Source organism: Dokdonia pacifica (assembly GCF_900188275.1).
GTDB lineage: Bacteria > Bacteroidota > Bacteroidia > Flavobacteriales > Flavobacteriaceae > Dokdonia > Dokdonia pacifica.
Map to the genome: position 1 here is coordinate 132,916 of NZ_FZNY01000002.1, position 23,109 is coordinate 156,024.

Here is a 23,109-nt window from a genome sequence, read left to right on the forward strand (position 1 = left end):
TCTTCTAATGACTTTTAAGTTAACATTCCTCCGTCTACATTAAGTACCTGTCCAGTAACATAGGCACTTAAATCACTTGCTAAGAAAACACATGCGTTTGCAATATCTTCAGGTGAACCGCCTCTTTTTAGCGGTATTGCATTACGCCATCCCTTAACCGTTTCTTCATCAAGCTTTGCTGTCATTTCTGTTTCTATAAACCCAGGAGCAATTACATTCGTTCGGATATTACGTGATCCTAATTCTAATGCCATTGATTTTGAAAAACCAATCATACCGGCTTTTGATGCTGCATAATTTGCTTGACCAGCATTCCCTTTTACTCCTACAACAGAGCTCATATTTACAATACTTCCATGACGTTGTTTAAGCATAGTACGTTGTACAGCTTTCGTCATATTAAAGATAGACTTAAGATTTACCTCAATTACTTTATCAAAATCTTCTTCAGACATACGCATTAAGAGGTTATCTTTAGTAATCCCTGCGTTATTGATAAGAATATCGATGCTTCCAAAATCTTCTATTACATCTTTTACAAGTTGTTGTGCTTGTTCAAAATCGGCTGCATTACTTTTATAACCTTTAGCTTTTACTCCTGCAGTATTAAGTGCATTTTCAAGTGCATTTGCTGCATCTACAGAAGAGCTATATGTAAATGCTACATTTGCTCCATGTTGTGCAAAAACTTCGGCAATACCTTTTCCAATACCACGACTGGCTCCGGTAATAATGGCTGTTTTTCCTTCTAGTAATTTCATATATGTTGGTCGTTTAATCTGTACAATGTGTGTCGTATTGCCAAGAAACAATAAAATACATTAAAAGACGTATTTCATCAATTAATTGGTAGTATCAAATATAAGGAAATGCGTAAGGGCTTACACAAAAAAACCTCTTGAAAATTCAAGAGGTTTTTAAAGTTTATGATAAGTTTATCATAATTATTTTTAGCAGTTATCCTAAAACTTCTGCTATTCTTTTTCCGATTTCTGCAGGACTATCAACAACATGAATTCCGCATTCTCTCATAATTGCTTTTTTAGCTTGAGCTGTATCATCACTTCCTCCTACGATTGCACCTGCATGTCCCATTGTACGACCAGCTGGGGCTGTTTCACCTGCAATAAAACCTACTACTGGTTTTGTGCTACCACTATTTTTATACCAATTTGCAGCGTCTGCTTCTAATTGTCCACCAATTTCTCCAATCATAACAACAGCTTCTGTTTCTGGATCATTGATTAATAACTCTACAGCTTCTTTTGTTGTCGTTCCAATAATAGGATCTCCTCCTATTCCGATAGCTGTTGTAATTCCAAGTCCTTGTTTTACAACTTGATCTGCAGCTTCATAAGTAAGCGTTCCTGATTTTGATACGATACCTACACGTCCTTTCTTAAAAACAAATCCTGGCATGATTCCAACTTTTGCTTCTTCTGGAGTAATTACTCCTGGACAATTAGGTCCTACTAAACGACAGTCTTTATTTTTTATATAATCTGATGCCTTAATCATATCGGCAACAGGAATACCTTCTGTGATTGTAATAATAACTTTAATACCCGCATCTGCAGCTTCCATAATTGCATCGGCAGCAAAAGCTGGTGGGACAAAGATTATAGTTGTATCTGCTCCTAGTTTTTGAACCGCTTCTTCTACAGTATTAAAAACAGGACGATCAAGATGTGTTTGCCCTCCTTTTCCTGGGGTAACACCTCCTACTACATTTGTACCATATTCAATCATCTGACCAGCGTGAAATGTACCTTCACTACCTGTAAATCCTTGAACAATAATTTTCGAATCTTTATTTACTAAAACGCTCATTGTATGTTTTTAAGTTTTGCTGTTGCAAAAATAGTTTTTTGTGGGCTTTTGTCGAAGGTATTTTTACAAATTTACACCTTGATAAGAAATCATAGCTTCTTGACTTTCTTCTGCGGGTTGACTCATTTGATATCCTTTATACATCAAACCGTCTTTTATCTCCCAAATAGCTACAAAATGAGCTACGGGAACTTCTTCATTTGGGTTTTCAATAGTACTAACAAAAAAAGTAAATCGTATGGTTACATTATTTCCATCTTCTAGTAAGTGTGTGATCTCACAACGTACACTTTCAAAAGACTTGGAAGCTTCTGAAGTCACTGCAGAGATATCTTCTATACGCATATGCGAATATCCAGTTCTTGCATTCCAGAAAAGTTCCATTTCGGGATGAAGATGTTTTTTAACATTAGCATTTTCATTAAAAAAGTCTGATGTGTAAAAATCACTTACAATACTTTTACCGCTTGTACTCATTTCTTATTCTTTAATTGTTCTATTAATTCTGGCACCATTCTAAGATTGGCAATCTCTTTATATTTCTCTCTAAAATCTCCTGCAGGAGTGCCAAAGTAACTCTTTTTACCTTCTAAAGATTTACTTACACCACTTTGTGCAGAGATTACAGCTTTTTCACCTATAGTAATACCGCTTGTTATGCCTACTTGACCCCATAATGTTACTTCATCTTCTATGATAACACATCCAGCAATACCTGTTTGAGATGCAATTAACACCTTTTTCCCTATAACTGTATCGTGGCCAATATGAACTTGATTATCGATTTTAGTACCCTCTCCTATAGTCGTATCTCCAGTAACACCTTTATCTATAGTACAAGCTGCTCCTATGTCTACGTGATCTTTTATAACAACACGTCCTCCAGATTTTAATTTATCAAAGCCTTCTGGACGTTTTTTATAATAAAATGCATCTGCACCTAATACTGTTCCTGCATGAATAGTAACATTATCACCTATTACTGTATAGTCATAGAGACTAACATTAGAATGAATTAAACAGTTTTTACCAATGGTTACATGATTACCAACAAAAGTATTAGGTTGTATAACTGTTCCCTCTCCTATAGTTGCAGTATCTGCTATCGGATTTTGTGCACTCATAAACCCTTTAAAATACTCTGTGAGTTTATTAAAATCTCTAAATGGATCGTCAGAAATCAATAATGCTTTTCCTTCAGGGCATTCTACTTCTTTATTAATAAGAATAATAGTAGCGGCACTTTCTAAGGCTTTTGAGTAGTATTTTGGGTGATCTACAAATACAATATCTCCTGGTGTTACCACATGAATTTCATTCATGCCCAATACAGGGAAGTTTGCATCTCCCACAGGAGTTGCTTGTATAATTGTAGCTATTTGTTGTAATGTATGTGCTTGAGGAAATTTCACGCTAAGGTTTTTTAAAAAGAATTATTCTTTAATTCTTTCTTTATACGTCCCTTTGGCAGTCTCAATTTTAATCTTGTCGCCTTCATTAATAAATAAAGGAACATTTACTCTTGCACCAGTTTCTACCGTAGCTGGTTTTGTAGCATTTGTTGCAGTATTTCCTTTTACACCTGGCTCGGTATGCGTTACTTCTAAAATAACACTTGCTGGCATATCTACAGATAGCGGTGCTTGATCTTCAGAGTTGATAAGTACTGTTACTACATCACCTTCTTTTAAGAATTCGGCAGCATCTATTGTATTTTTTTCTAATGTAATCTGATTGTAATCTTCTACATTCATAAAGTGATAGGTATCGCCTTCTGGATATAAAAACTGAAATTTATGTGTTTCTACACGTACTTCGTCTATTTTATGCCCTGCAGAAAATGTATTATCTATTACTTTTCCGCTAGTGACACTTTTCATTTTTGTACGAACAAAAGCAGGGCCTTTTCCTGGTTTTACGTGTAAAAACTCTATAACTTTATAAATATCGTGATTGTAATGAATGCATAATCCGTTACGAATGTCTGATGTTGTTGCCATATTTGTAATGCGTATAAATTTATATGATCTATACTGCTATTTTAAGGTTAAACGATTATTATGTGATCTTGTGATCTAACTATATATGCTTTCGCGAAAGCGTATACAATATTTTTATATTAATTATTACTGAAATATCCTTTCATAATACCACGTTGAGAGTTTCTAATAAATTGTAATATTTCATCTCTCTCTGGAGTAGCTTCCATTTCAGCTTCTATAATTTCTACAGCTTGCGTATTGTTATAGTTTTTTTGATATAGAATTCTAAAAATGTTTTGAATTTCGCGGATTTTTTCAGTGGTAAAACCGCGACGGCGAAGTCCAATAGAATTGATACCTACATAACTTAAAGGTTCTCTACCTGCTTTTACAAAAGGAGGTACATCTTTTCTTACTAGAGAACCTCCAGTTACAAAAGCATGACTTCCTATAGTACAAAATTGTTGTACAGCTGCCATTCCTGCTAATACAACGTGTTCTCCTACTGTAATATGTCCTGCTAGCGTACTATTATTAGAAAAGATACAGTTGTCACCTACAATACAATCGTGGGCAATATGACAATAGGCCATAATCCAACAGTTTTTACCTACTTCTGTTTTCATACGATCAGAAGTACCTCTATTAATGGTTACACATTCACGAATGGTTGTGTTGTCACCAATAATAGTTACGGTATCTTCATCATTGAATTTTTTATCTTGAGGGATCGCAGAAATAACGGCTCCTGGAAAAATGCTTACATTTTTACCTATTCGAGCACCTTCCATGATGGTTACATTAGATCCTATCCAACTCCCTTCTCCTATCACAACATTATTATGTATAGTACTAAAGGGTTCTATCACTACATTTTTTGCAATTTTAGCACCAGGATGCACATATGCCAGTGGTTGATTCATATATGTATGTTAGTTGTTCTTTACTTTAACAATTTGAGCCATTATCTCGGCTTCTGATACGAGTCTACCATTTGCATAGGCTCTCGCTTGCATTTGACATATTCCTCTTCGTATAGGAGACATCAAATCTAATTTAAAAATGAGGGTGTCACCAGGGACTACTTGTTGTTTATAACGTACATTATCTATTTTTAATAAATAGGTTAAGTAATTTTCTGGATCAGGTACTGTACTAAGTACAAGTATTCCTCCTGTTTGAGCCATCGCTTCTATTTGTAAAACACCTGGCATTACAGGCGCTCCTGGGAAATGACCAACAAAAAACGGCTCGTTCATTGTCACATTTTTCATTCCTATCACATAGGTATCGGTTAATTCCAATATTTTATCTACTAATAAAAATGGTGGGCGATGCGGTAGCATTTCCATTATTTGATTTACATCCTTCACCGGAGGTGCGTGTAAATCTACATCAGGAACGTGATTACGACGTTCTGTCTTAATGATTTTTTGAAGCTTTTTTGCAAACTGTGTATTTACATAATGCCCAGGTTTATTAGCAATTACTTTCCCTTTTATGCGTGTACCTATCAAAGCTAGATCGCCAATAACATCTAACAATTTGTGGCGTGCTGCCTCATTTGGGTGATGTAAGGTAAGATTATCTAAAATACCATTTGGTTTTACTGCAATGTGTTCTTTATTAAATGCAACTCGTAATTTCTCCATGGTTTTAGGAGACAACTCTTTGTCTACATATACAATAGCATTATTAAGATCACCTCCTTTAATTAGGCCATGCTCTAATAACATTTCGATTTCGTGTAAAAAACTAAATGTACGACTATCAGATATTTCCTCTTTAAATTCAGAAAGGTGTTTAATACTTGCATTTTGAGTACCTAACACTTTAGTACCAAAATCAACCATGGTTGTGATTTGGTATTCATCTGCCGGCATTAGAATAATTTCACTTCCAGACTCTTCATCTACATACGAAATGACTTCTTTTACTACATATTCATTACGACATCCTTCTTGTTCTTGAATACCTGCTTTTTCTAATGCTTCTACAAAGAATTTTGAAGAACCGTCCATTATAGGTGGTTCTGATGCGTTAAGCTCTATTAAGATATTATCTATTTCTAGGCCTACACATGCTGCAAGTACATGTTCTGTAGTTTGAATAGTAACTCCATTCTTTTCAAGGTTGGTACCTCTTTGAGTATTTGTTACTAATGAAGCATCTGCAGCTATGACAGGCTCCCCTTCCAGATCAACACGTTTAAACTTATAGCCATGATTTTCACTAGCAGGTTTAAACGTCATCGTCACATTGGCTCCCGTATGTAATCCTACACCGGTAAGTGTGACTTCCTTAGCTATTGTACATTGTTGTGCTCTAGCTTCACTCATTGATTTATTTTTTTGTCAAGTTGATTAACCGTTTGAACTATTTTTGGCAAATTTTTAAAATGGACATAGGATTTATTATAATCTCCATAATTAAGCGCTGGAGATCCTTGAAGAACTTCATCGTCTTTAATATTACGTCCTATTCCTGATTGTGCTTGAATACGTACTCTATCACCAATTGTAATATGTCCTACAATTCCTACTTGTCCTCCTATGAGGCAATGTTTTCCAATTTTTGTAGATCCAGCGATTCCTGTTTGAGCAGCAATGGCCGTATGTGCTCCAATTTCTACATTATGCGCAATTTGAATTTGATTATCAAGTTTTACGCCTTCTCTAATAACAGTAGAACCTAAAGTAGCTCTATCTATTGTAGTACCAGCACCTATGTCTACATAGTCTTCTATAATTACATTTCCAGTTTGAGGCACTTTACTATATTCTCCCTTTTCATTGGGTGTAAAACCAAATCCATCTGCTCCAACAATAGCACCACTATGTATATAAACAGAATCACCTATGATACATTCTGAATATACCTTAGCACCAGAAAATAATACGCAATTATCACCTATGGTAACATTATCACCTACATATGCATTAGGGTAAATTTTTACGTTATTACCAATTTTCACATTGTCACCTAGATAGGAAAATGCTCCTAAATAAAGACCTTCTCCATAGGTGGCTGACTCAGAAATATAACTAGGTTGTTCTATTCCTAATTTATTAAGTTTTACTTGATTATAATACTCTAATAACTTTGAAAAAGATTTATAAGCATCTTCTACACGTATAAGTGTAGTGTCTATTTTATTTTCAAGTTCAAAATCTGTATTAACAATAGCAATAGATGCTTTTGTTGTATATAAGTATGAAGTATATTTTGGATTAGCTAAAAATGTAAGTGATCCAGATGTTCCTTCTTCTATTTTTGCAAGCTTAGAAACTTGAACTTCAGGATTACCCTCTACTGTTCCTTCTAATATACCTGCTATTTGGGCTGCTGTAAATTTCATGTATGGCAAAAATAACAAAAAACTTAGTCTTTAGGTTTGGGGTAACAGATATAGTTTTTAACTACTTCTTTTGTTAACGATTTTAAGCTTAATTGGTCACTAGCTTTTACTACGTCTACAATCTTGCCATTTGGCAATACTATATTTATCCCTCCTTGTGTATAATTATATCCTTGATTTGATATTTTGCCTGTAAAAACAAAATAAGAAGCTTCGTAAGAACTAATGTCATAACGCTGCATTAATTGATTAATATGCTTTTGTTGTTTTTCTTCTGAAAATGGTTTTTTACGAATCTTAACCTTTAATAAATCTCTATTTATAATAGACTTAGATAATTCTCTAAGTACAAAATCTTCTGTGTAACACCATTCTTTCATAGCAGATATGATATCATAATCATCTAATTTTGAAAAAGTATCTAATGCATCTTTAAAATTATGTTGATCAATTTTATTTTTTAAAAAATATGATAAAGCACTACTCGCAGGCAGGTCAATTCCCGTATGTGATACTTCTTTTGCTCTTTTTAATACACGGGTTATTAACTGTTCAGCAACTACTCCTGTTTTATGTAAATATACCTGCCAATACATAAGACGTCTAGCAACCAAGAATTTTTCAACGGTATACACGCCTTTTTCTTCTACAACAAGTTGATCATCAAAAACATTAAGCATTGCAATAATACGATCTGTATTAATATTTCCTTCTGCCATACCCGTGTAAAAACTATCTCTCTTTAAATAGTCTGTACGATCCATATCTAATTGTCCAGAAACAAGCTGATTTAAAAATTTACGAGTATACGTTCCCTTAAATATTTGAAGTGCTAGCGTTAAACTTCCGTTAAACTCTTCATTCAAAGCTTCCATAAAAGCAATAGATATTTGCTCATGGTGAACACTTTCAATAATCGCTTCTTCCATAGCATGCGAAAATGGACCATGTCCTATATCGTGTAATAATATGGCAATAAGTGTAGCTTCTTCTTCTTCTTTAGAAATGACAACTCCTTTGTTTTTAAGGGTTGTGAGTGCTTTCTGCATAATATGCACACAGCCTATTGCATGGTGAAAACGAGTGTGATGTGCGCCCGGATATACCAAGTATGAAAGCCCCATTTGAGTAATGCGACGTAAACGTTGGAAATATGGATGCTGAATTAAATTAAAGATGATACCATTAGGTATGGTAATAAAACCATAGATAGGATCGTTAATTATAGTAACTTTGGTAGCCTGTTTTATCACAGAATTATTTAAAGAGTTTAAACAAATATACCACTAATCATACTAGCTTTTATGAGAGTTATTATTTGCTTTCGCGAAAGCGTATAAACACACCACACAATATATGAGTACAATCAACATTCTATGGGTAGATGACGAAATTGATTTATTAAAACCACACATCCTCTTTTTAGAGAAGAAAAACTATGCTGTTACTAAATGTACAAGTGGTACTGAGGCAATAGAAATTATAGATGAGCAAAATTTTGATATTGTTTTTCTAGATGAGAATATGCCTGGTTTAACAGGACTAGAAACACTTAATGAAATCAAAAACAAACGAGAGAGTGTACCTGTAGTAATGATTACTAAAAGTGAAGAGGAATATATTATGGAAGAAGCCATAGGTTCTAAAATTGCTGATTATCTCATAAAACCTGTTAATCCAAATCAAATCTTACTTAGTTTAAAGAAAAACTTAGATCACAGTCGTTTGGTGTCTCAAAAAACAGCTTCTTCATATCAACAAGAATTTAGAAAAATAGCCATGGACCTTTCTATGGTAAACTCTTTTGAAGAATGGTCAGAGTTGTATCAAAAATTGATTTATTGGGAAATGGAATTAGAAACCATTGAAGATCCTAGTATGTTTGAGATTTTAGAGTCTCAAAAAACAGAAGCCAACCATCAGTTTTGCAAGTTTGTAGATAAAAATTATCCAGATTGGTTTGCATCTCATGATGGCCCAATTATGTCACACACATTATTTAAGGAAAAAGTAGTGCCTGAGATCAAGAAAGATGAACCTATATTGTTTGTAGTCATAGATAATCTTAGGTACGATCAATGGAAAGCGTTTGAACCACATTTGTCATCTTATTATAAAAAAACAGATGAAGATGCTTATTATAGTATTCTCCCTACTGCTACGCAATATGCTCGTAATGCGATTTTCTCAGGATTAATGCCTAGTGAAATGAAAAAAAGGCATCCTAATTATTGGCTTGACGATACAGATGAGGGTGGGAAAAATATGCATGAAGCAGATTTTTTAAGAGAACAACTTAAAAGGCTACACTTAGACATCAATTGGGAATATCATAAAATTACCAATCTAAAAAATGGAAAAAAACTAGCTGATAACTTTAAGTCTCAAAAGAATAATGACCTCACGGTTGTGGTATATAACTTTGTAGATATGCTTTCACATTCTAAAACAGAAATGGAAGTGATTAAAGAACTTGCAAGTACTGATAAATCATATAGATCTCTTACAGAAAGCTGGTTTAAAAACTCTCCGTTACTAGAAATGATACAGCAAGCTCAACAAATGGGCTTTAAACTTATTATCACTACAGATCATGGTACTATTAATGTAAAGAACCCATCAAAAGTAATTGGAGATAAGAATACAAGTCTAAATTTACGTTATAAAACTGGGCGTAGTCTTACGTATGAAGATAAAGAAGTACTTGCAGCTAAAGACCCAAGAACGATTCACTTACCAACTATAAATATGAGTAGTTCATTTATTTTTGCTAAAAGTGATCTGTTTTTTGCATATCCAAATAACTACAATCATTATGTGAGTTATTATAGAAATACATACCAACATGGAGGGGTATCACTTGAAGAAATGATTATTCCAATAGCAATATTAGAACCTAGGTAGTTTTAAATTTGAAAATAAATATTATAATAAGCAGCATATAATTTATATTTATACTTAATTGTATGCTGTTTTATTTTTTATTAATTTATGATAGTATTTAAAACATCACTTTACTAAATGAAGTATTTACTTACAAAAGTCTTATGTAGTGTAGTTTTGTCTTCGTAACCTCTGATTCATTTTTTATATATTTAAAGTCCCAAGTTGAATTATATAAAATGGAAATAACCTACATACTATCACAAATAGATAGTATTTCTATGCGTATTATTGAAAATGCAAAAAGTAATATCTTACTTTTTTATGGCGAAATGGGTGTTGGAAAAACAACACTCATTACTTCATTAGCAAAACATTTAGGCGTTACTGATAACGTCTCAAGTCCCACTTTTTCAATAGTTAACGAATATAAGGCTAAAGATGATATAACTATTTATCACTTTGATGCCTATAGAATCGAGCAAGAAGAAGAAATACTTGATATTGGTTTTGAAGAATATATTGACCAAGGCGACTGGATATTTATAGAATGGCCAGAGAAAATAAGAAGTTTTATACCAGAGAATAGTCAAAAAATACATATTTCAATGAATGAAATTGGCGAAAGATTAATAAAACTAAACTAACAATGTTAAAATAATGTTAAAATTTTAAGCATTAGGTAGGAGTATTTTGTAGGTGAATTCTGAATTTATTTTAATATAATGCGATGAAAAACAATTTAAAATTCTCTTTAACGAAAAAAATGTTTTTAAAGGATAGTTAATAAACCAAGTGTAATCATAAGAAAAGCATGTATTTTTTTATAAAAACGCGCGAATATACAAAAAAAATGGAATAGCTTAACTTTTGAAGTGTTTAATGATTTTTGTTGTAACAAATCATTAATATTAAACACTCACGATTATGAAAGTTAAAGCTTTACTATTAGCTCTGCTTATAGCAGGCGCTACTGCTCTTATGTACACTGCAACTAACGAAACAAATGCAACCCAAGCAATTGACAAGAAAAAAGTCAAAATCCCAGGACAATACAATAACGTATAAGAAAATCCATGTAAATAAAAAGAAAGGATTATTTTATGGTAGCATAATTGCATTATTTATCATAATATCACCTTACTTTTTTTATCTTTATGAGGGAATCCCGGATGGTGACGTCTGGGATTCTCCTTTTGGTGTAATAAGTAGTAACTATTATGGAAGTGTTCAAGTATTGTTTTGGACATTGTTCAATAAAATTGTTCCTCTCTTTTTATTATTAATTTGGTTTTTTACCTGTAAACACTGGTGGTATCATGCGATTTTAGTACCTATTTGCATGATTATTATTCAGATATATACAATATTGAATGATGAAATTGAATTTCCAGATTCAAAAGTATTGTATATACTTGGGCCTATTATTTTTATCATGCTTATTTTTTCTTATACAGTTAGAACTAAAATTTTTGATAAATTATATGGGATTGACTTGAGTGAATTAAGTCGTGTGAATTGGAAAGGAGAAATTCAGTCATATCATACTATAGATGAAAATGATGATGACGAAGATGATGATGATCCAATGTTTATGAGTAATTAACACCCTACTCAATTTAACTAATAAGAATTCTTTTTTAAATCCGTATTTTTGGGTAACAACCTGACATATATTTATGGATACTCCCAATAGTCCTTTTACGAAAGCACAATTATTACCTCAAGAAGAAACCCTTGAAATTGCTAAGAAGAAAGGTGAATTATTTATAGGCATTCCTAAAGAAGCTCATTTTCAAGAACGCCGCGTATGTCTTACCCCAGATGCTGTAGCTGCTCTTACGGCAAATGGTCATCGTGTTCTTATAGAATCTAAAGCTGGTGAAGGAGCTCACTATTCTGATAAAGATTACAGTGAGGCTGGAGCCGAAGTTACTAACGATACCGCCAAAGTTTTTTCTTGTCCAATGATTCTTAAAGTAGAGCCACCCTCTATTGAAGAATTAGAAATGGTAAATCCACAAACGGTTCTTATCTCTGCATTACAATTAAAAACACAATCAAAAAATTATTTTGAAAAATTAGCTAGCAAAAGAGTTACAGCTATTGCTTTTGAATTTATTAAAGATGATGATGGCACCTACCCTGCTGTGCGTACGTTATCTGAAATTGCTGGCACTGCAGCTGTTCAAGTAGCGGCAGAGCTTATGAGTAATTCAGAATTAGGAACAGGAACGCTTCTAGGGAATATAAGTGGTGTTCCACCTGCTGAAGTCGTTATTATTGGAGCAGGAACTGTTGGTGAATTTGCAGCGCGATCTGCCATAGGACTTGGCGCTAACGTCAAAATTTTTGATAATTCAATCACCAAACTACGGTGTATACAAACAAATATTGGGAGACCTACATACACATCTACATTACAACCTAAAAATTTAATTAAGGCTCTAAAAAGGTGTGACGTTGCCATTGGCGCTATACGAGGAGCAAATAGATCTCCTGTTGTTGTTACCGAAACAATGGTGCAAGGAATGAAGGCTGGAGCCGTAATTATAGATGTAAGTATTGATATGGGTGGGTGTTTTGAGACCAGCGACGTAACTTCTCATGACAAACCTACTTTTGTAAAGCATCAAGTAACGCATTATTGTGTTCCAAACATACCCGCTCGATTTGCTAGAACTGCCTCAATATCATTGAGTAACATCTTCACTCCTTACCTTTTAGATATAGGTGAAGAAGGAGGGATTGAAAATAAGCTAAGATTTGATAAAGGATTGAAAAACGGTTTGTATTTTTACCACGGCGTTTTGACCAATAAGTCGGTAGCAAATTGGTTTAATTTGCATTATCGTGATATCAATCTTCTTATATTCTAATATATGCGTTTATTACATCGAATAGGTTACTATTTAGGTGGTTTCTCATTAGGCTTGATCGTTTTAGCCTTTTTCTTTAGTGGAAAAAAAACAAGTTGTGCATACTTTCCTCAAGCACGTGTTTCAAAAAACATTAATACAAAAATGTATACGCTTTCGCGAAAAGCGCACCAGTCTTTATCTCAATTAAAATTAGATACAATAGCTGTTAATGACGTATTGCAAAAAGGAGAAGTTGATTTTGGCGAAAGCCAACCCAGAAAAGAACCTTGTAGCGAATATAGCATCTATGGTAAAACTCAAAAAGAGCAAGATCTCAAACTAATTCTTATAAATTGTGAAGAAATAGTACAAGTATTAGATGTGCATCTGGTAAAATAAATAGTTGGATAGTTATATCTTCCTACGTTTTCTTTCAGATTTAATCAATTCTAATTCGCGATTTGTTTGCCCTGCCACTGAAGTGTTCTCCTCTGCTCTTCTAATCAAATAGGGCATCACATCTTTTACAGGTCCAAATGGCATATACTTGGCTACATTATAGCCTTCTGATGCTAGATTAAAGCTTATATGATCACTCATTCCGTATAATTGCCCAAACCAAACGCGTTTATCATTAATGATTATTCCTTTAGATTTCATAATATCGATAGCTAGCAAACAACTAGCCTCATTATGAGTTCCTAAAAATACAGAAATGTCATCTAAATTATCAAAAATGTATTTTAGTGTATTATCAAAATTTTGATCTGTATCTGCTTTACTAGCGCATATTGGAGTTGGATATTTCATTTCTTGTGCTCTGTCATTTTCTTTTTCCATATAAGCCCCGCGCACAATCTTCACTCCTATTTTAAAACCTTTTACTCTTGCGTCTACATGAAGTTTTTTAAGATATTCAAGTCTATCCCAGCGATAGCACTGTAATGTGTTAAATACAATTGCTTTTTCTTTATTGTATTTTGCCATCATTTCTGTCACAAGATCATCGGCTGCGTCTTGCATCCAGCTCTCTTCCGCATCAATTAAAACGGCAACATCGGTTTCTTTTGCTTTTTTACATATTTGATCAAATCGATCTACAATTTTATTCCACTCTTGTTCTTCTTCAGATGTAAATGCTTCTCCAGCTGTTTTTTTCTGCCAAATTGCAAAACGTCCAAAGCCTGTAGGTTTAAAAACAGATATAGGCATTGCTTCTTTTTCTTCAGCAAAATCAGTAAGCTCCATTACTTTAGTGAGACATGCATCAAACTGCTCTTCATTTTCTTTGCCTTCTACAGAATAATCTAAAACAGAACACACTCCTGCTTGAAAGAGTTTGTCCATTACTGGAATACAATCATTTTCATTTACGCCTCCACAAAAATGATCAAATACTGTAGAGCGAATAAGACCTTCTACAGGTAAATTGGCATTCAACGCAAATTTTGTCATTGCAGTACCTATACGTACAAGTGGCTCTTTTGAGATCATTTTAAATAGAAAATACGCACGTTCGAGTTCGCTATCAGATTTAAGTGCAAATGCGCGTTCTGTATTATCAAAAATAGATGATGGCATAGTATAATTTTTAGTGTTACAAATATAATTGAAACTGAATGTGAATTACACAAAAAGATGTAATTTGGCACCTTAAATTAAAATCTATGCAGCCTATCAAAGCGTCAAGCTATGAAATTGTTTTTAACACCTCTGGATATGAGGGACTCAATACACTATTACAAGAGTCAATTTATTCAAAAATATTCATTATTGTTGATAGCAATACGCAAGAGCATTGTTTAGCCTCATTTTTAAGTTTACTAGAAACTTCGATTACCATCGAAGTGATAGAGATTACACCTGGAGAAGAAAATAAAACCATAGCTACCTGTTCTGGAGTTTGGGATGCCTTAGCTGATCTTGATGCAGATCGCAAAGGATTAGTTATAAATCTTGGTGGTGGTGTTGTTACGGATTTAGGAGGATTTGTAGCTAGCACTTTTAAAAGAGGAATGGATTTTATTAATGTTCCTACTTCCCTACTTTCTATGGTAGATGCATCTGTTGGCGGTAAAACTGGTGTAGATTTAGGAAATTTAAAGAACTTAATTGGAGTGATTAATAATCCGAAATTGGTATTAATAGATACAGGATTTTTAGCCACGTTACCTAAAGTTGAAATGCGTTCTGGTCTTGCCGAGATGTATAAGCATGGTCTTATTGCAAGTGATTCTTATTGGAAACGGTTGTCAGATTTAACATCAATGACTACAGAAGATCTTAATACATTAATTTATGATAGTATTGTCATAAAAAACGAAGTAGTTCTTAAAGATCCAACAGAAAAAAACCTCCGGAAAACGTTAAATTATGGTCATACACTAGGACATGCTATAGAGTCTTATTGTCTTAGCAATGAAAGCTTAACAACACTATTACACGGAGAAGCAATAGCCATTGGTATGATTTTAGAGAGCTACATTTCTACTAAACTTACAGGCTTATCACAAGCAGATCTTGAACAAGTTACCCAGGTGCTTTCAGATATGTATGACGCCGTTACCTTTTCTAAAAATGATATAGATCGCATCATTGAATTACTTAAATACGATAAGAAAAATGCCAATGGTAAAATCTATTTCGTTCTTCTAGAGTCTATAGGTAAAGGAGTTATAGACCAAGAAGTTTCTAATGAATTGATTTATGAAGCATTCGAATTTTACGCTGCAAATTCTTAATGATTTTTTAAAGTTTTACAGATAACGTTCTTTAATGAGTGAAACATGATGTTTTTCATGCCCTACAGTGATAAACCCTAATGCTCTTACTGACATAGGGCTTCCGCTTCCCATTCCAATTTCTTTAAGCATCGTTTCATCAAAGTTTTTAAAAAGTACAACTGTGGCATTTCTAACTGCTTCATACTCTTCTATTAGAGATACTATAGATCGCGTATCTGCATTTGACGGGGGTATAAAGTCATTCTGATCAAACCCAAGAAGATCTAACTTATCTTTTCTAGCAAAGCGTAATGCTCTATAAGCAAAGATTCGCTCTGTATCTATAATATGCATTAAAACCTCTCTAGGAGTCCATTTATCAATATCATATCGATAGCTTAGTTTTTCAGTAGGAATTTCCTTAAAAAAAGCAATGACTTCATCTTTACTTTTTTTGAGTATTTCTACCAAAGAAACTTCAGTGCTAATTATTTTTATAAATGGCTCGTAATATGGATTATATTCTGAAGGATTTAAATCTGTAGTGTACATCGTTATTTTTTTAAGTAAAGGTACTAAAAAACCCTTCTAGGTAGCTAGAAGGGTTTATATACAATTACATTGAGATAATTATATTAAATCTTGGAATATAGAATGCATTAAACGCTTTTTATCATTAATGCTCTCTTCAAGAGAAATCATTGTTTCAGTACGGTATACTCCTTCTATATCATCTAATTGAAAGATGACATTCTTTGCATGATTCGTATCTCTAGCTCGTATCTTGCAGAAAATATTAAACTTACCTGTAGTTACATGTGCTACGGTTACAAAAGGAATTTGAGCAATACGCTCTAGCACAAATGTAGTTTGTGAGGTTTTGTTCAAAAATACACCTACATATGCAATAAAAGAATATCCTAGTTTTGCATAATCAAGACTAAGCGAAGAACCGATAATGATTCCAGCTTCTTCCATTTTCTTAACACGTACATGTACAGTTCCTGCAGATATTAGTAACTTTTTTGCGATATCTGTAAAGGGGATTCTGGTATTCTCTATGAGCATATCCAGTATTTGGTGATCAACTTCGTCAAGTTTGAATTTTGCCATTATTGTGTGATTCATTGAATTTAATTCAAAATTAAATCATTTTTATTGAATAATATGCAATTTTATTGGTTATTTAAAACTACAACGTTATCGTAAGTTGCTCATCTATTATTAAATGTCTTATATCGGGTTTCCCTATCACATTTTCTTGTAATAGTTTTTTAATTTTTAATCCCGAAACATCGATAACACGATGTCCAAACATAGAAGATGTTGCTTCTTTGGAAGCAAATTCAGGAATAAACTTGATTTTATCACTAGTCAATTTTTCTACATACAGAATTCCTATATCTCCATCTAATGAATTTTTAAATAGGATATCACAATAACACTTTTGATGCTCAGGAATATTAAAATACAAGGTTTCATCAAAAACTGTATTATTGAAAGTATTTTCAATGGCAGTTATTATTGCAATAAACATAAATTGCCTTGTTATCTCTCGATCATAATCATTAGGATAATGACCCGCTTCAAACAGTATGGTTGGAGTGCCGTCAGCCTGAAAAGTGTCTCCTGTACAATTATGATTAAAACCATCATCGTAAAGCCCGATATTTTTAGATAAGTACGGTGATAATGTATTATACATATGTGTAATCACTTGCATAGACCGCTTTCGCGAAAGCGTAATACTCCTTTCTTCATCTGCCGAAGGGGCTAAAAACGAAAGGATAGACGGTTTTCCAGTATCTTCAAAACCATAAATAGTGCGTTGTCCATGAAGATTGAAACAAAAATCTGGAGCAAAATCTTTATAAATATCCCAAAGTAATCTACTCTCTGGTTGAGATTTGTTTTGAGCATCTCTATTTAAATCTACATTATTTGCATTTATACGTGTATATCCATGCGCTCCATCTGGATTTAAAATAGGAATAAAACAAAGTGTACAAGAAGATAAAATAGTATCAAAGAGTGGTAATTGATCTGTGGTTTGAAAGGCATTAAAAAGGTCAAAAACTGCTTTAGTTGTAGTGCTTTCGTTTCCATGCATTTGTGACCAGAGTAATATTTTAATTTTACCAGTACCAATTGTAACTGTATGGATAGGTCTTTTTTCTACAGAAAGTCCGCGTTGTTTTACTTCAAATTCAGAAGGTAATTTATCTAATAACTCACGAATAGATTCCAAATGAATATAACGACCAAAGAGTTGTTTTTCGTGATTTTTTTTATGCCAGTTTAAAAGTGTCTCCAACAAGGTTTTCGTTTTATGTTTACAAAGTTAAACTTTATAAAATTTACATTTGTAAACATATGTATTTGTAGAAAATATTCCATTTGTAAACAATTCTGAGATATAATAACTAGTATGACTTGGAAATAATCCACTTGTATAATCAATATAATTCAAAACATTATTAATCAATGGATTAAGATGTTAATATAAAGTAATAAGTTAAGTATTTTTAAAACTTATCAAAATAAAAATTGCCTACTAAACATCAAAAATTTACATTTGTAACGTATATATAAGGAAAGGTGTTATTTACAATGGTAAACAATAAAATTTTTGCACAAAGACTGGATAAAATCCTTAAAGAATATGAATTATCTGCTGCTAATTTTGCAGATAAAATTCAAGTAGGTCGCGCTACTATATCACATATTTTATCAGGTCGTAATAAACCAAGTTTAGACTTTGTGTTAAAAATTACGCATGCATTTCCCGAAGTAGATTTGTATTGGCTATTAGAAGGAAAAGGATCTTTTCCTAAAGTTGAAGAATCCACCTCCTCTACTCTAAATAATATTTCAACTAAAGTAGACAGTCCTGAACAAAATGTATCTACTACTATTGAAAATACATATAAACAGATTTCACAGAAAAAGATTAAGCGTATTATTTTATGTATGGAAGATGGTACTTTTGAAAATTATGAAATAGGATAGGCTGTCCATTTTCGTATTTTTGTTGTATGATTAAAAAAATATTGCTTCCTGCTTGTATTCTATTATTGATTATTGCTTGCAAAACACCTGAAAGAGACTGTAATGCTTTTAAGACTGGTGAATTTAGTTATGAAGAGCTTATAGATGGAGTGCTTGTAACGACACGCTTCACTCGTAATGATACGCTTGAGGTTGCCTATTTTAATGAAGTAGTAGATTCTTCTAGTGTGCGTTGGATTAATGATTGTGAATGGATTGTACAAAAGATCAATCCTAAGAGTATGAGCGAAGAAAAAGCTGTTCATATGAAGATTTTATACACCGAAGGAGAATTTTATACCTTTGAGTACTCCCTAGTAGGGAAAACCAAAAAACAAAGAGGAACCGCCAAAAAACTAAACTAATGTTCGATATTTTTGCTTCATCTGACGCATGGATTGCCTTATTGACACTTACTTTTCTAGAAGTTATCCTGGGAATTGATAATATTATCTTTATCACACTGGCCTCAGATAAACTTCCAGAGAAAAACAGAAAAAAAGCAACTAACATAGGTCTATTTCTCGCCATGATTATGCGTATAGTCTTATTATTTGGGATATCCTACCTCATTGCGTTAAGTGTACCATTCTGGCATATCAATACTTCATGGATGACTGCGGGTATAAGCTGGCAAGCAATTATTCTCTTTGCCGGTGGGATTTTCTTATTATGGAAAAGTGTTCATGAAATCCATGAAAAAGTAGACGAAGCTGGTGTTGAAGAGCAAGAAATTAAAGATAAAAGCTCCTCCTCTCTTTCTAAAGCTATTATACAAATAGCAGTGATAAATATTGTTTTCTCATTTGATTCTATCCTTACAGCTGTTGGGATGACTAGTGGTCTTTCGCCAAATCCTGATGATGTACTAATCATTATGATTATAGCTGTCGTTATATCTATCCTTATTATGATGTTATTTGCAAACCCAGTAGGAGAATTTATAAATAAACATCCTTCATTGCAGATATTAGGGCTTTCATTTTTAATACTCATTGGTTTTATGCTTATAGCAGAAGCAGCCCATTTATCACATCTTAAAATATTTGGTTCTGAAATTGGAAGTATTCCAAAAGGGTACCTCTATTTTACTATTGCTTTCTCATTACTTGTTGAGTTTCTTAATTTTCAATTTCGAAAAAAAGCAGTCCCTAAATAGGTAAGAAACACTTAAAATTCTAAAAGCGATTATGATTTCATGATCGCTTTTTTTGTGAAATAAAATTTGTTTTTGATTTAAATAGCTGAAAATCAGTATTATAATATTTTTGGCACGCAACTTGTTATGTAGATAGTGTGTTCATCAATCAAACACACAGTTATGAATCTAAAAACTCGTATTATGAAAAAGTTTGCTTTATTACTCATCGGTCTTCTTACTATAGGATCAACTGCATATGTTGCAGCAGAAACTACAAACACTGTTCGTCGCGGTACTGTTTATGACGGTAGTAAATATATATTTGTAGAAAATGGAATTGAATTTTCAGTATTTCCTGACGGCGAATTCGATTTTTACATCCCTCAATACACAGACGGTCTAGCCGTAAGTGTAAATGCAGGACCTGTAGGAATTAGTTTCAATACTGGTTTTGATTATGATCCATATATCCAGTATGATGATTATGGAGCTGTTATTCAGATAGAAGGTACTCCATTATATTATGATTACTATGGACGTTTAACACAGGCTGGTGATGTACGTATCAATTATAGAAACAATAGATTAGTACAAGTAGGTGGATTATACGTACACTACAATAACTTTGGAGTATATTCTCATTACACTGGTTTTATAAATCCGTATAACAGATACTATGTATACAGCCCATTTCACGCTTATTTTTACAGACCAGTATTTAATAGATGTTTAGTATTTACAACTCCATATAGAAGATATTATACTCCAGTTCGCTATAGCTATACATATCACAGAAACAATTACTATAGAGGCTATGCAAATGGATATCACAATTCAAGACGTGACTTTAGACGCCCTTCGACTGGTCGTGTAGCACATAACAATGGACGTCGTGATAATGTAGATCGCAACAATGCACGCTTTAGAAGTGTTACTCCTACCTCTAGAAATAACTCAAGAGGAATTGCGAGCAGAAGCGATAGAAATACATCTAGAGATAACTCAAGAGGAATTGCAAGTAGAAGCGATAGAAATACATCTAAAGGAAACTCAAGAGGTGTTGCAAGCAGAAGCGATAGAAATGCATCTAAAGGAAACTCAAGAGGTGTTGCAAGCAGAAGCGATAGAAATGCATCTAAAGGAAACTCAAGAGGTGTTGCAAGCAGAAGTGATAGAAATACATCTAGAGGAACTGCAAGTAGAGCATCAAAGTCTTCTTCTAGAAGCGGAAATTCAAGAGGTGTAGCTTCTCGATCTACTACAAAAAGATCTAGTAGTGCTTCAAGATCATCTTCTAGTAGTCGTGCAAAAAGTTCAAGAGCACAGCGCTCTAGTGCCCCTAAAGCATCTAGGAGCAGTTCTTCAAACAAAAGATCAAGTAGTGCGACAAGAAGTAGTTCTTCGAGCAAGAGATCAAGCAGCGCAACAAGAAGTAGTAGCAGTCGCTCTAGTTCTTCAAAAGGAAGAGCAACCACTAGCAGATCTCGTAGAGGATAAAAAAAATAGATTTTTGGTTGGTTAGTTTGGGAAGTCCCTAGTAGCAATTAGCACTAGGGACTTCTCCTTTATACGCTTTCGCGAAAGCGTATAATTGCATATTAAAAACTAAAATACATGCATCTATAAGATTAACACACATTACGTATCTTTAGACAACAAAATTTAGAAACTAACTATGAATAAATCAATCATCCTTGTGGCGATCTTACTTTTGTCTATCGCTTGTAAAGAAAGCAATACTGAACAGCCAGAAACTACAACCCCTATGACGGAAGCAGAAATACTTACCAAAGCTAAAGAGATTCATAAAAATGTAATGACACTAGATACCCATTGCGATATCAATGTCAAGAACTTCACTGACTCTATTAACTATACGCAAAAACTTACATCACAAGTAAATCTTCCAAAAATGAACGAAGGAGGGCTTGATGTGCCGTGGTTTATTGTATATACAGGACAAGATTCTTTAAATACAAAAGGATATGCAGCTGCTTATGAGAATGCAATGTCAAAATTTGACGCAATTCACAAGCTTTGCGAAGAGATTGCTCCAGATCAAATTGAACTTGCTACTACTTCTGAAGAAGCAAGACGTATATGGAAATCTGGAAAAAAAGTAGCTATGATTGGTATTGAAAACGGATATCCTGTAGGTGAAGATATTGGGAATGTGAAAAAGTTTTATGATCTAGGAGGACGCTATATGTCTTTAGCACATAATGGTCATAGCCAATTAAGTGATAGTAATACTGGGGAAGCTGATGATGTATGGTTACATAATGGTTTAAGTGATTTAGGAAAGGAAGTAATTGCCGAAATGAATCGTGTAGGAATGATGATAGATGTATCGCATCCTAGCAAGGAAGCTATGCGTCAAATGATTGAACTTACAAAGGCACCTATTATCGCATCACATTCATCGGCACGTGCACTATGTGATCACAGTCGTAATCTAGATGATGAGCAATTACAATGGATGAAGGAAAATGGCGGTGTAGTACAAACGGTCGCATTTAAAAGTTATTTGAATACAGAAAAATTTGAAACACGTGTAAGTCATGAGGTAGAAATAGCCAAAGAGATTGCAGATTCTATGGGAGTTACCTGGTTAGATGGAAGAGCAGCAGTTATGGCATTAGATAATGAAGCTAGAGAAAAATATTTTGATTTCCTAGGAACAATGGCTGCCATACGTCGTGAAAAAATGAAAACTATGGATGACCTCCCTCCTGCTGTAAATGTGGCTGACTTTGTAGATCATATCGATTATCTTGTTGAAAAAATGGGATTAGAGCACGTAGGTATCTCTTCCGATTTTGATGGTGGAGGTGGTATAGAAGGCTGGGAAGATGCTTCAGAGACGATGAATGTAACTATAGAACTTGTACGCCGTGGCTACACAGAAGATCAGATTGAAAAACTGTGGAGCGGTAATCTTTTACGTGTACTTGATGAAGTGCAAGCCATCGCTCAAGAAATACAAAAAGGATAATGGAAATCTGTTGACAGAAGAAGAAAAAAATAAAGAAAGACGTAAAATAGCTTCTCTAACTACAGAAGAATATCTTACGTTTTTCTTTTTTCCTTATAACGATACAGGTAGATTAGGGAGCTTCACCAAAAGCTATAATCAATCTGAAGATGAGCGTTTTGCAAAACATGGCTTTGAAACCAAAATAAAACAAGCAAAAAGTGCAAGAAAATTAGGATTCCTTTTTTATGCAATTATGGTGTTTATCCTTATAGTGCTAGCAAAATACTTAGATTTCATATAAACAAA

The 23,109-nt window shown here is 33.5% G+C and carries 25 protein-coding genes; 12 read left to right on the forward strand and 13 right to left on the reverse strand.

All coding sequences use genetic code 11. The features are described from left to right. Window positions 1–14: 14 nt before the first annotated feature. From fabG to CHB80_RS07905, 9 genes are all read right to left on the reverse strand, one after another. Window positions 15–761: a 3-oxoacyl-[acyl-carrier-protein] reductase gene (fabG, locus tag CHB80_RS07865; RefSeq protein ID WP_089370906.1), complete on the reverse strand. Its 747-nt coding sequence runs from the start codon at window positions 759–761 to the stop codon at window positions 15–17. Between the two features lie 196 nt (window positions 762–957). Next, window positions 958–1,830, reverse strand: coding sequence for a succinate--CoA ligase subunit alpha (sucD, locus tag CHB80_RS07870; protein WP_089370907.1), 873 nt, complete (start codon window positions 1,828–1,830; stop codon window positions 958–960). A 63-nt stretch (window positions 1,831–1,893) separates the two neighbouring features. Continuing rightward, window positions 1,894–2,307 carry a nuclear transport factor 2 family protein gene (locus tag CHB80_RS07875; protein ID WP_089370908.1) on the reverse strand — a complete coding sequence of 138 codons (414 nt, stop codon included), beginning with the start codon at window positions 2,305–2,307 and terminating at the stop codon, window positions 1,894–1,896. After that, a complete protein-coding gene (locus CHB80_RS07880) occupies window positions 2,304–3,242 on the reverse strand; it encodes a UDP-3-O-(3-hydroxymyristoyl)glucosamine N-acyltransferase (RefSeq protein ID WP_089370909.1) in 939 nt (312 codons plus the stop codon). The genes CHB80_RS07875 and CHB80_RS07880 overlap by 4 nt, the downstream gene beginning before the upstream one ends. 21 nt (window positions 3,243–3,263) lie before the next feature. Then, a complete protein-coding gene (gene efp, locus CHB80_RS07885; protein ID WP_089370910.1) occupies window positions 3,264–3,830 on the reverse strand; it encodes an elongation factor P in 567 nt (188 codons plus the stop codon). A 119-nt stretch (window positions 3,831–3,949) separates the two neighbouring features. Beyond that, a complete protein-coding gene (gene lpxA / locus CHB80_RS07890; protein ID WP_089370911.1) occupies window positions 3,950–4,735 on the reverse strand; it encodes an acyl-ACP--UDP-N-acetylglucosamine O-acyltransferase in 786 nt (261 codons plus the stop codon). Between the two features lie 9 nt (window positions 4,736–4,744). Further along, window positions 4,745–6,151 (reverse strand): bifunctional UDP-3-O-[3-hydroxymyristoyl] N-acetylglucosamine deacetylase/3-hydroxyacyl-ACP dehydratase, encoded by a 1,407-nt coding sequence (locus CHB80_RS07895; RefSeq protein ID WP_089370912.1) that lies wholly within the window; start codon window positions 6,149–6,151, stop codon window positions 4,745–4,747. Beyond that, the gene (lpxD, locus tag CHB80_RS07900; protein ID WP_089370913.1) at window positions 6,148–7,170 is read right to left on the reverse strand and encodes a UDP-3-O-(3-hydroxymyristoyl)glucosamine N-acyltransferase; all 1,023 of its coding nucleotides are present in this window, start codon (window positions 7,168–7,170) and stop codon (window positions 6,148–6,150) included. Before lpxD ends, CHB80_RS07895 begins: the two co-directional genes overlap by 4 nt. 23 nt (window positions 7,171–7,193) lie before the next feature. Next, entirely contained in the window at window positions 7,194–8,420 is a 1,227-nt protein-coding gene (locus tag CHB80_RS07905; RefSeq protein WP_089371317.1) for an HD domain-containing protein, read from the reverse strand. Window positions 8,421–8,526: 106 nt separating this feature from the next. Here CHB80_RS07905 and porX point away from each other — a divergent pair, with 106 nt between their 5' ends. From porX to CHB80_RS07930, 5 genes are all read left to right on the forward strand, one after another. Beyond that, the gene (porX, locus tag CHB80_RS07910; RefSeq protein WP_089370914.1) at window positions 8,527–10,074 is read left to right on the forward strand and encodes a T9SS response regulator signal transducer PorX; all 1,548 of its coding nucleotides are present in this window, start codon (window positions 8,527–8,529) and stop codon (window positions 10,072–10,074) included. 218 nt (window positions 10,075–10,292) lie between these two features. Further along, window positions 10,293–10,700: a tRNA (adenosine(37)-N6)-threonylcarbamoyltransferase complex ATPase subunit type 1 TsaE gene (gene tsaE, locus CHB80_RS07915; protein ID WP_089370915.1), complete on the forward strand. Its 408-nt coding sequence runs from the start codon at window positions 10,293–10,295 to the stop codon at window positions 10,698–10,700. A gap of 359 nt (window positions 10,701–11,059) precedes the next feature. Next, on the forward strand, window positions 11,060–11,659 hold the full coding sequence (locus tag CHB80_RS24375) for a hypothetical protein (RefSeq protein WP_179218112.1): 600 nt from the start codon (window positions 11,060–11,062) through the stop codon (window positions 11,657–11,659). 73 nt (window positions 11,660–11,732) lie between these two features. After that, window positions 11,733–12,932: an alanine dehydrogenase gene (locus tag CHB80_RS07925; protein WP_089370917.1), complete on the forward strand. Its 1,200-nt coding sequence runs from the start codon at window positions 11,733–11,735 to the stop codon at window positions 12,930–12,932. Between the two features lie 3 nt (window positions 12,933–12,935). Then, window positions 12,936–13,313, forward strand: a complete 378-nt coding sequence (locus tag CHB80_RS07930; protein WP_089370918.1) for a DUF4258 domain-containing protein — start codon at window positions 12,936–12,938, stop codon at window positions 13,311–13,313. 12 nt (window positions 13,314–13,325) lie between these two features. On the opposite strand, the gene CHB80_RS07935 is transcribed toward CHB80_RS07930, so the two are convergent. After that, window positions 13,326–14,495, reverse strand: coding sequence for a proline dehydrogenase family protein (locus CHB80_RS07935; protein WP_089370919.1), 1,170 nt, complete (start codon window positions 14,493–14,495; stop codon window positions 13,326–13,328). Window positions 14,496–14,581: 86 nt separating this feature from the next. Here CHB80_RS07935 and aroB point away from each other — a divergent pair, with 86 nt between their 5' ends. After that, window positions 14,582–15,655 carry a 3-dehydroquinate synthase gene (aroB, locus tag CHB80_RS07940; RefSeq protein ID WP_089370920.1) on the forward strand — a complete coding sequence of 358 codons (1,074 nt, stop codon included), beginning with the start codon at window positions 14,582–14,584 and terminating at the stop codon, window positions 15,653–15,655. A 15-nt stretch (window positions 15,656–15,670) separates the two neighbouring features. Here the strand turns inward: aroB and CHB80_RS07945 are convergent, their stop codons facing one another. The 3 genes from CHB80_RS07945 to CHB80_RS07955 all read right to left on the reverse strand — a co-directional run bounded on the left by CHB80_RS07945 (window position 15,671) and on the right by CHB80_RS07955 (window position 17,951). Next, window positions 15,671–16,189, reverse strand: a complete 519-nt coding sequence (locus CHB80_RS07945) for a DinB family protein (protein ID WP_089370921.1) — start codon at window positions 16,187–16,189, stop codon at window positions 15,671–15,673. A 78-nt stretch (window positions 16,190–16,267) separates the two neighbouring features. Beyond that, window positions 16,268–16,750: an Lrp/AsnC family transcriptional regulator gene (locus CHB80_RS07950; RefSeq protein ID WP_089371318.1), complete on the reverse strand. Its 483-nt coding sequence runs from the start codon at window positions 16,748–16,750 to the stop codon at window positions 16,268–16,270. A 79-nt stretch (window positions 16,751–16,829) separates the two neighbouring features. Next, window positions 16,830–17,951, reverse strand: a complete 1,122-nt coding sequence (locus CHB80_RS07955) for a M14 family zinc carboxypeptidase (RefSeq protein WP_229746865.1) — start codon at window positions 17,949–17,951, stop codon at window positions 16,830–16,832. A 296-nt stretch (window positions 17,952–18,247) separates the two neighbouring features. On the opposite strand from CHB80_RS07955, the gene CHB80_RS07960 reads away from it, so the two are divergent. The 6 genes from CHB80_RS07960 to CHB80_RS07985 all read left to right on the forward strand — a co-directional run bounded on the left by CHB80_RS07960 (window position 18,248) and on the right by CHB80_RS07985 (window position 23,104). After that, on the forward strand, window positions 18,248–18,646 hold the full coding sequence (locus CHB80_RS07960; protein ID WP_089370923.1) for a helix-turn-helix transcriptional regulator: 399 nt from the start codon (window positions 18,248–18,250) through the stop codon (window positions 18,644–18,646). Between the two features lie 26 nt (window positions 18,647–18,672). Beyond that, complete coding sequence (locus CHB80_RS07965) at window positions 18,673–19,050, forward strand: DNA topoisomerase IV (RefSeq protein ID WP_089370924.1); 378 nt, start codon at window positions 18,673–18,675, stop codon at window positions 19,048–19,050. Next, window positions 19,050–19,844, forward strand: a complete 795-nt coding sequence (locus CHB80_RS07970) for a TerC family protein (RefSeq protein ID WP_089370925.1) — start codon at window positions 19,050–19,052, stop codon at window positions 19,842–19,844. Before CHB80_RS07965 ends, CHB80_RS07970 begins: the two co-directional genes overlap by 1 nt. A 183-nt stretch (window positions 19,845–20,027) precedes the next feature. Further along, window positions 20,028–21,323, forward strand: a complete 1,296-nt coding sequence (locus CHB80_RS07975) for a hypothetical protein (protein WP_089370926.1) — start codon at window positions 20,028–20,030, stop codon at window positions 21,321–21,323. Between the two features lie 178 nt (window positions 21,324–21,501). Further along, window positions 21,502–22,821, forward strand: a complete 1,320-nt coding sequence (locus tag CHB80_RS07980; protein ID WP_089370927.1) for a dipeptidase — start codon at window positions 21,502–21,504, stop codon at window positions 22,819–22,821. Next, a complete protein-coding gene (locus tag CHB80_RS07985) occupies window positions 22,781–23,104 on the forward strand; it encodes a hypothetical protein (protein ID WP_143337073.1) in 324 nt (107 codons plus the stop codon). Before CHB80_RS07980 ends, CHB80_RS07985 begins: the two co-directional genes overlap by 41 nt. Window positions 23,105–23,109 lie beyond the last annotated feature (5 nt).

What these genes read in the sequence shown, in the direction of transcription:
- fabG (WP_089370906.1), bottom strand. Translation starts at nt 761, where the DNA reads ATGAAATTACTAGAAGGAAAAACAGCCATTATTACCGGAGCCAGTCGT.
- sucD (WP_089370907.1), bottom strand. Translation starts at nt 1,830, where the DNA reads ATGAGCGTTTTAGTAAATAAAGATTCGAAAATTATTGTTCAAGGATTT.
- CHB80_RS07875 (WP_089370908.1), bottom strand. Translation starts at nt 2,307, where the DNA reads ATGAGTACAAGCGGTAAAAGTATTGTAAGTGATTTTTACACATCAGAC.
- efp (WP_089370910.1), bottom strand. Translation starts at nt 3,830, where the DNA reads ATGGCAACAACATCAGACATTCGTAACGGATTATGCATTCATTACAAT.
- lpxA (WP_089370911.1), bottom strand. Translation starts at nt 4,735, where the DNA reads ATGAATCAACCACTGGCATATGTGCATCCTGGTGCTAAAATTGCAAAA.
- CHB80_RS07895 (WP_089370912.1), bottom strand. Translation starts at nt 6,151, where the DNA reads ATGAGTGAAGCTAGAGCACAACAATGTACAATAGCTAAGGAAGTCACA.
- lpxD (WP_089370913.1), bottom strand. Translation starts at nt 7,170, where the DNA reads ATGAAATTTACAGCAGCCCAAATAGCAGGTATATTAGAAGGAACAGTA.
- porX (WP_089370914.1), top strand. Translation starts at nt 8,527, where the DNA reads ATGAGTACAATCAACATTCTATGGGTAGATGACGAAATTGATTTATTA.
- tsaE (WP_089370915.1), top strand. Translation starts at nt 10,293, where the DNA reads ATGGAAATAACCTACATACTATCACAAATAGATAGTATTTCTATGCGT.
- CHB80_RS24375 (WP_179218112.1), top strand. Translation starts at nt 11,060, where the DNA reads ATGCAACCCAAGCAATTGACAAGAAAAAAGTCAAAATCCCAGGACAAT.
- CHB80_RS07925 (WP_089370917.1), top strand. Translation starts at nt 11,733, where the DNA reads ATGGATACTCCCAATAGTCCTTTTACGAAAGCACAATTATTACCTCAA.
- CHB80_RS07930 (WP_089370918.1), top strand. Translation starts at nt 12,936, where the DNA reads ATGCGTTTATTACATCGAATAGGTTACTATTTAGGTGGTTTCTCATTA.
- CHB80_RS07935 (WP_089370919.1), bottom strand. Translation starts at nt 14,495, where the DNA reads ATGCCATCATCTATTTTTGATAATACAGAACGCGCATTTGCACTTAAA.
- aroB (WP_089370920.1), top strand. Translation starts at nt 14,582, where the DNA reads ATGCAGCCTATCAAAGCGTCAAGCTATGAAATTGTTTTTAACACCTCT.
- CHB80_RS07945 (WP_089370921.1), bottom strand. Translation starts at nt 16,189, where the DNA reads ATGTACACTACAGATTTAAATCCTTCAGAATATAATCCATATTACGAG.
- CHB80_RS07950 (WP_089371318.1), bottom strand. Translation starts at nt 16,750, where the DNA reads ATGGCAAAATTCAAACTTGACGAAGTTGATCACCAAATACTGGATATG.
- CHB80_RS07960 (WP_089370923.1), top strand. Translation starts at nt 18,248, where the DNA reads ATGGTAAACAATAAAATTTTTGCACAAAGACTGGATAAAATCCTTAAA.
- CHB80_RS07965 (WP_089370924.1), top strand. Translation starts at nt 18,673, where the DNA reads ATGATTAAAAAAATATTGCTTCCTGCTTGTATTCTATTATTGATTATT.
- CHB80_RS07970 (WP_089370925.1), top strand. Translation starts at nt 19,050, where the DNA reads ATGTTCGATATTTTTGCTTCATCTGACGCATGGATTGCCTTATTGACA.
- CHB80_RS07975 (WP_089370926.1), top strand. Translation starts at nt 20,028, where the DNA reads ATGAAAAAGTTTGCTTTATTACTCATCGGTCTTCTTACTATAGGATCA.
- CHB80_RS07980 (WP_089370927.1), top strand. Translation starts at nt 21,502, where the DNA reads ATGAATAAATCAATCATCCTTGTGGCGATCTTACTTTTGTCTATCGCT.
- CHB80_RS07985 (WP_143337073.1), top strand. Translation starts at nt 22,781, where the DNA reads ATGAAGTGCAAGCCATCGCTCAAGAAATACAAAAAGGATAATGGAAAT.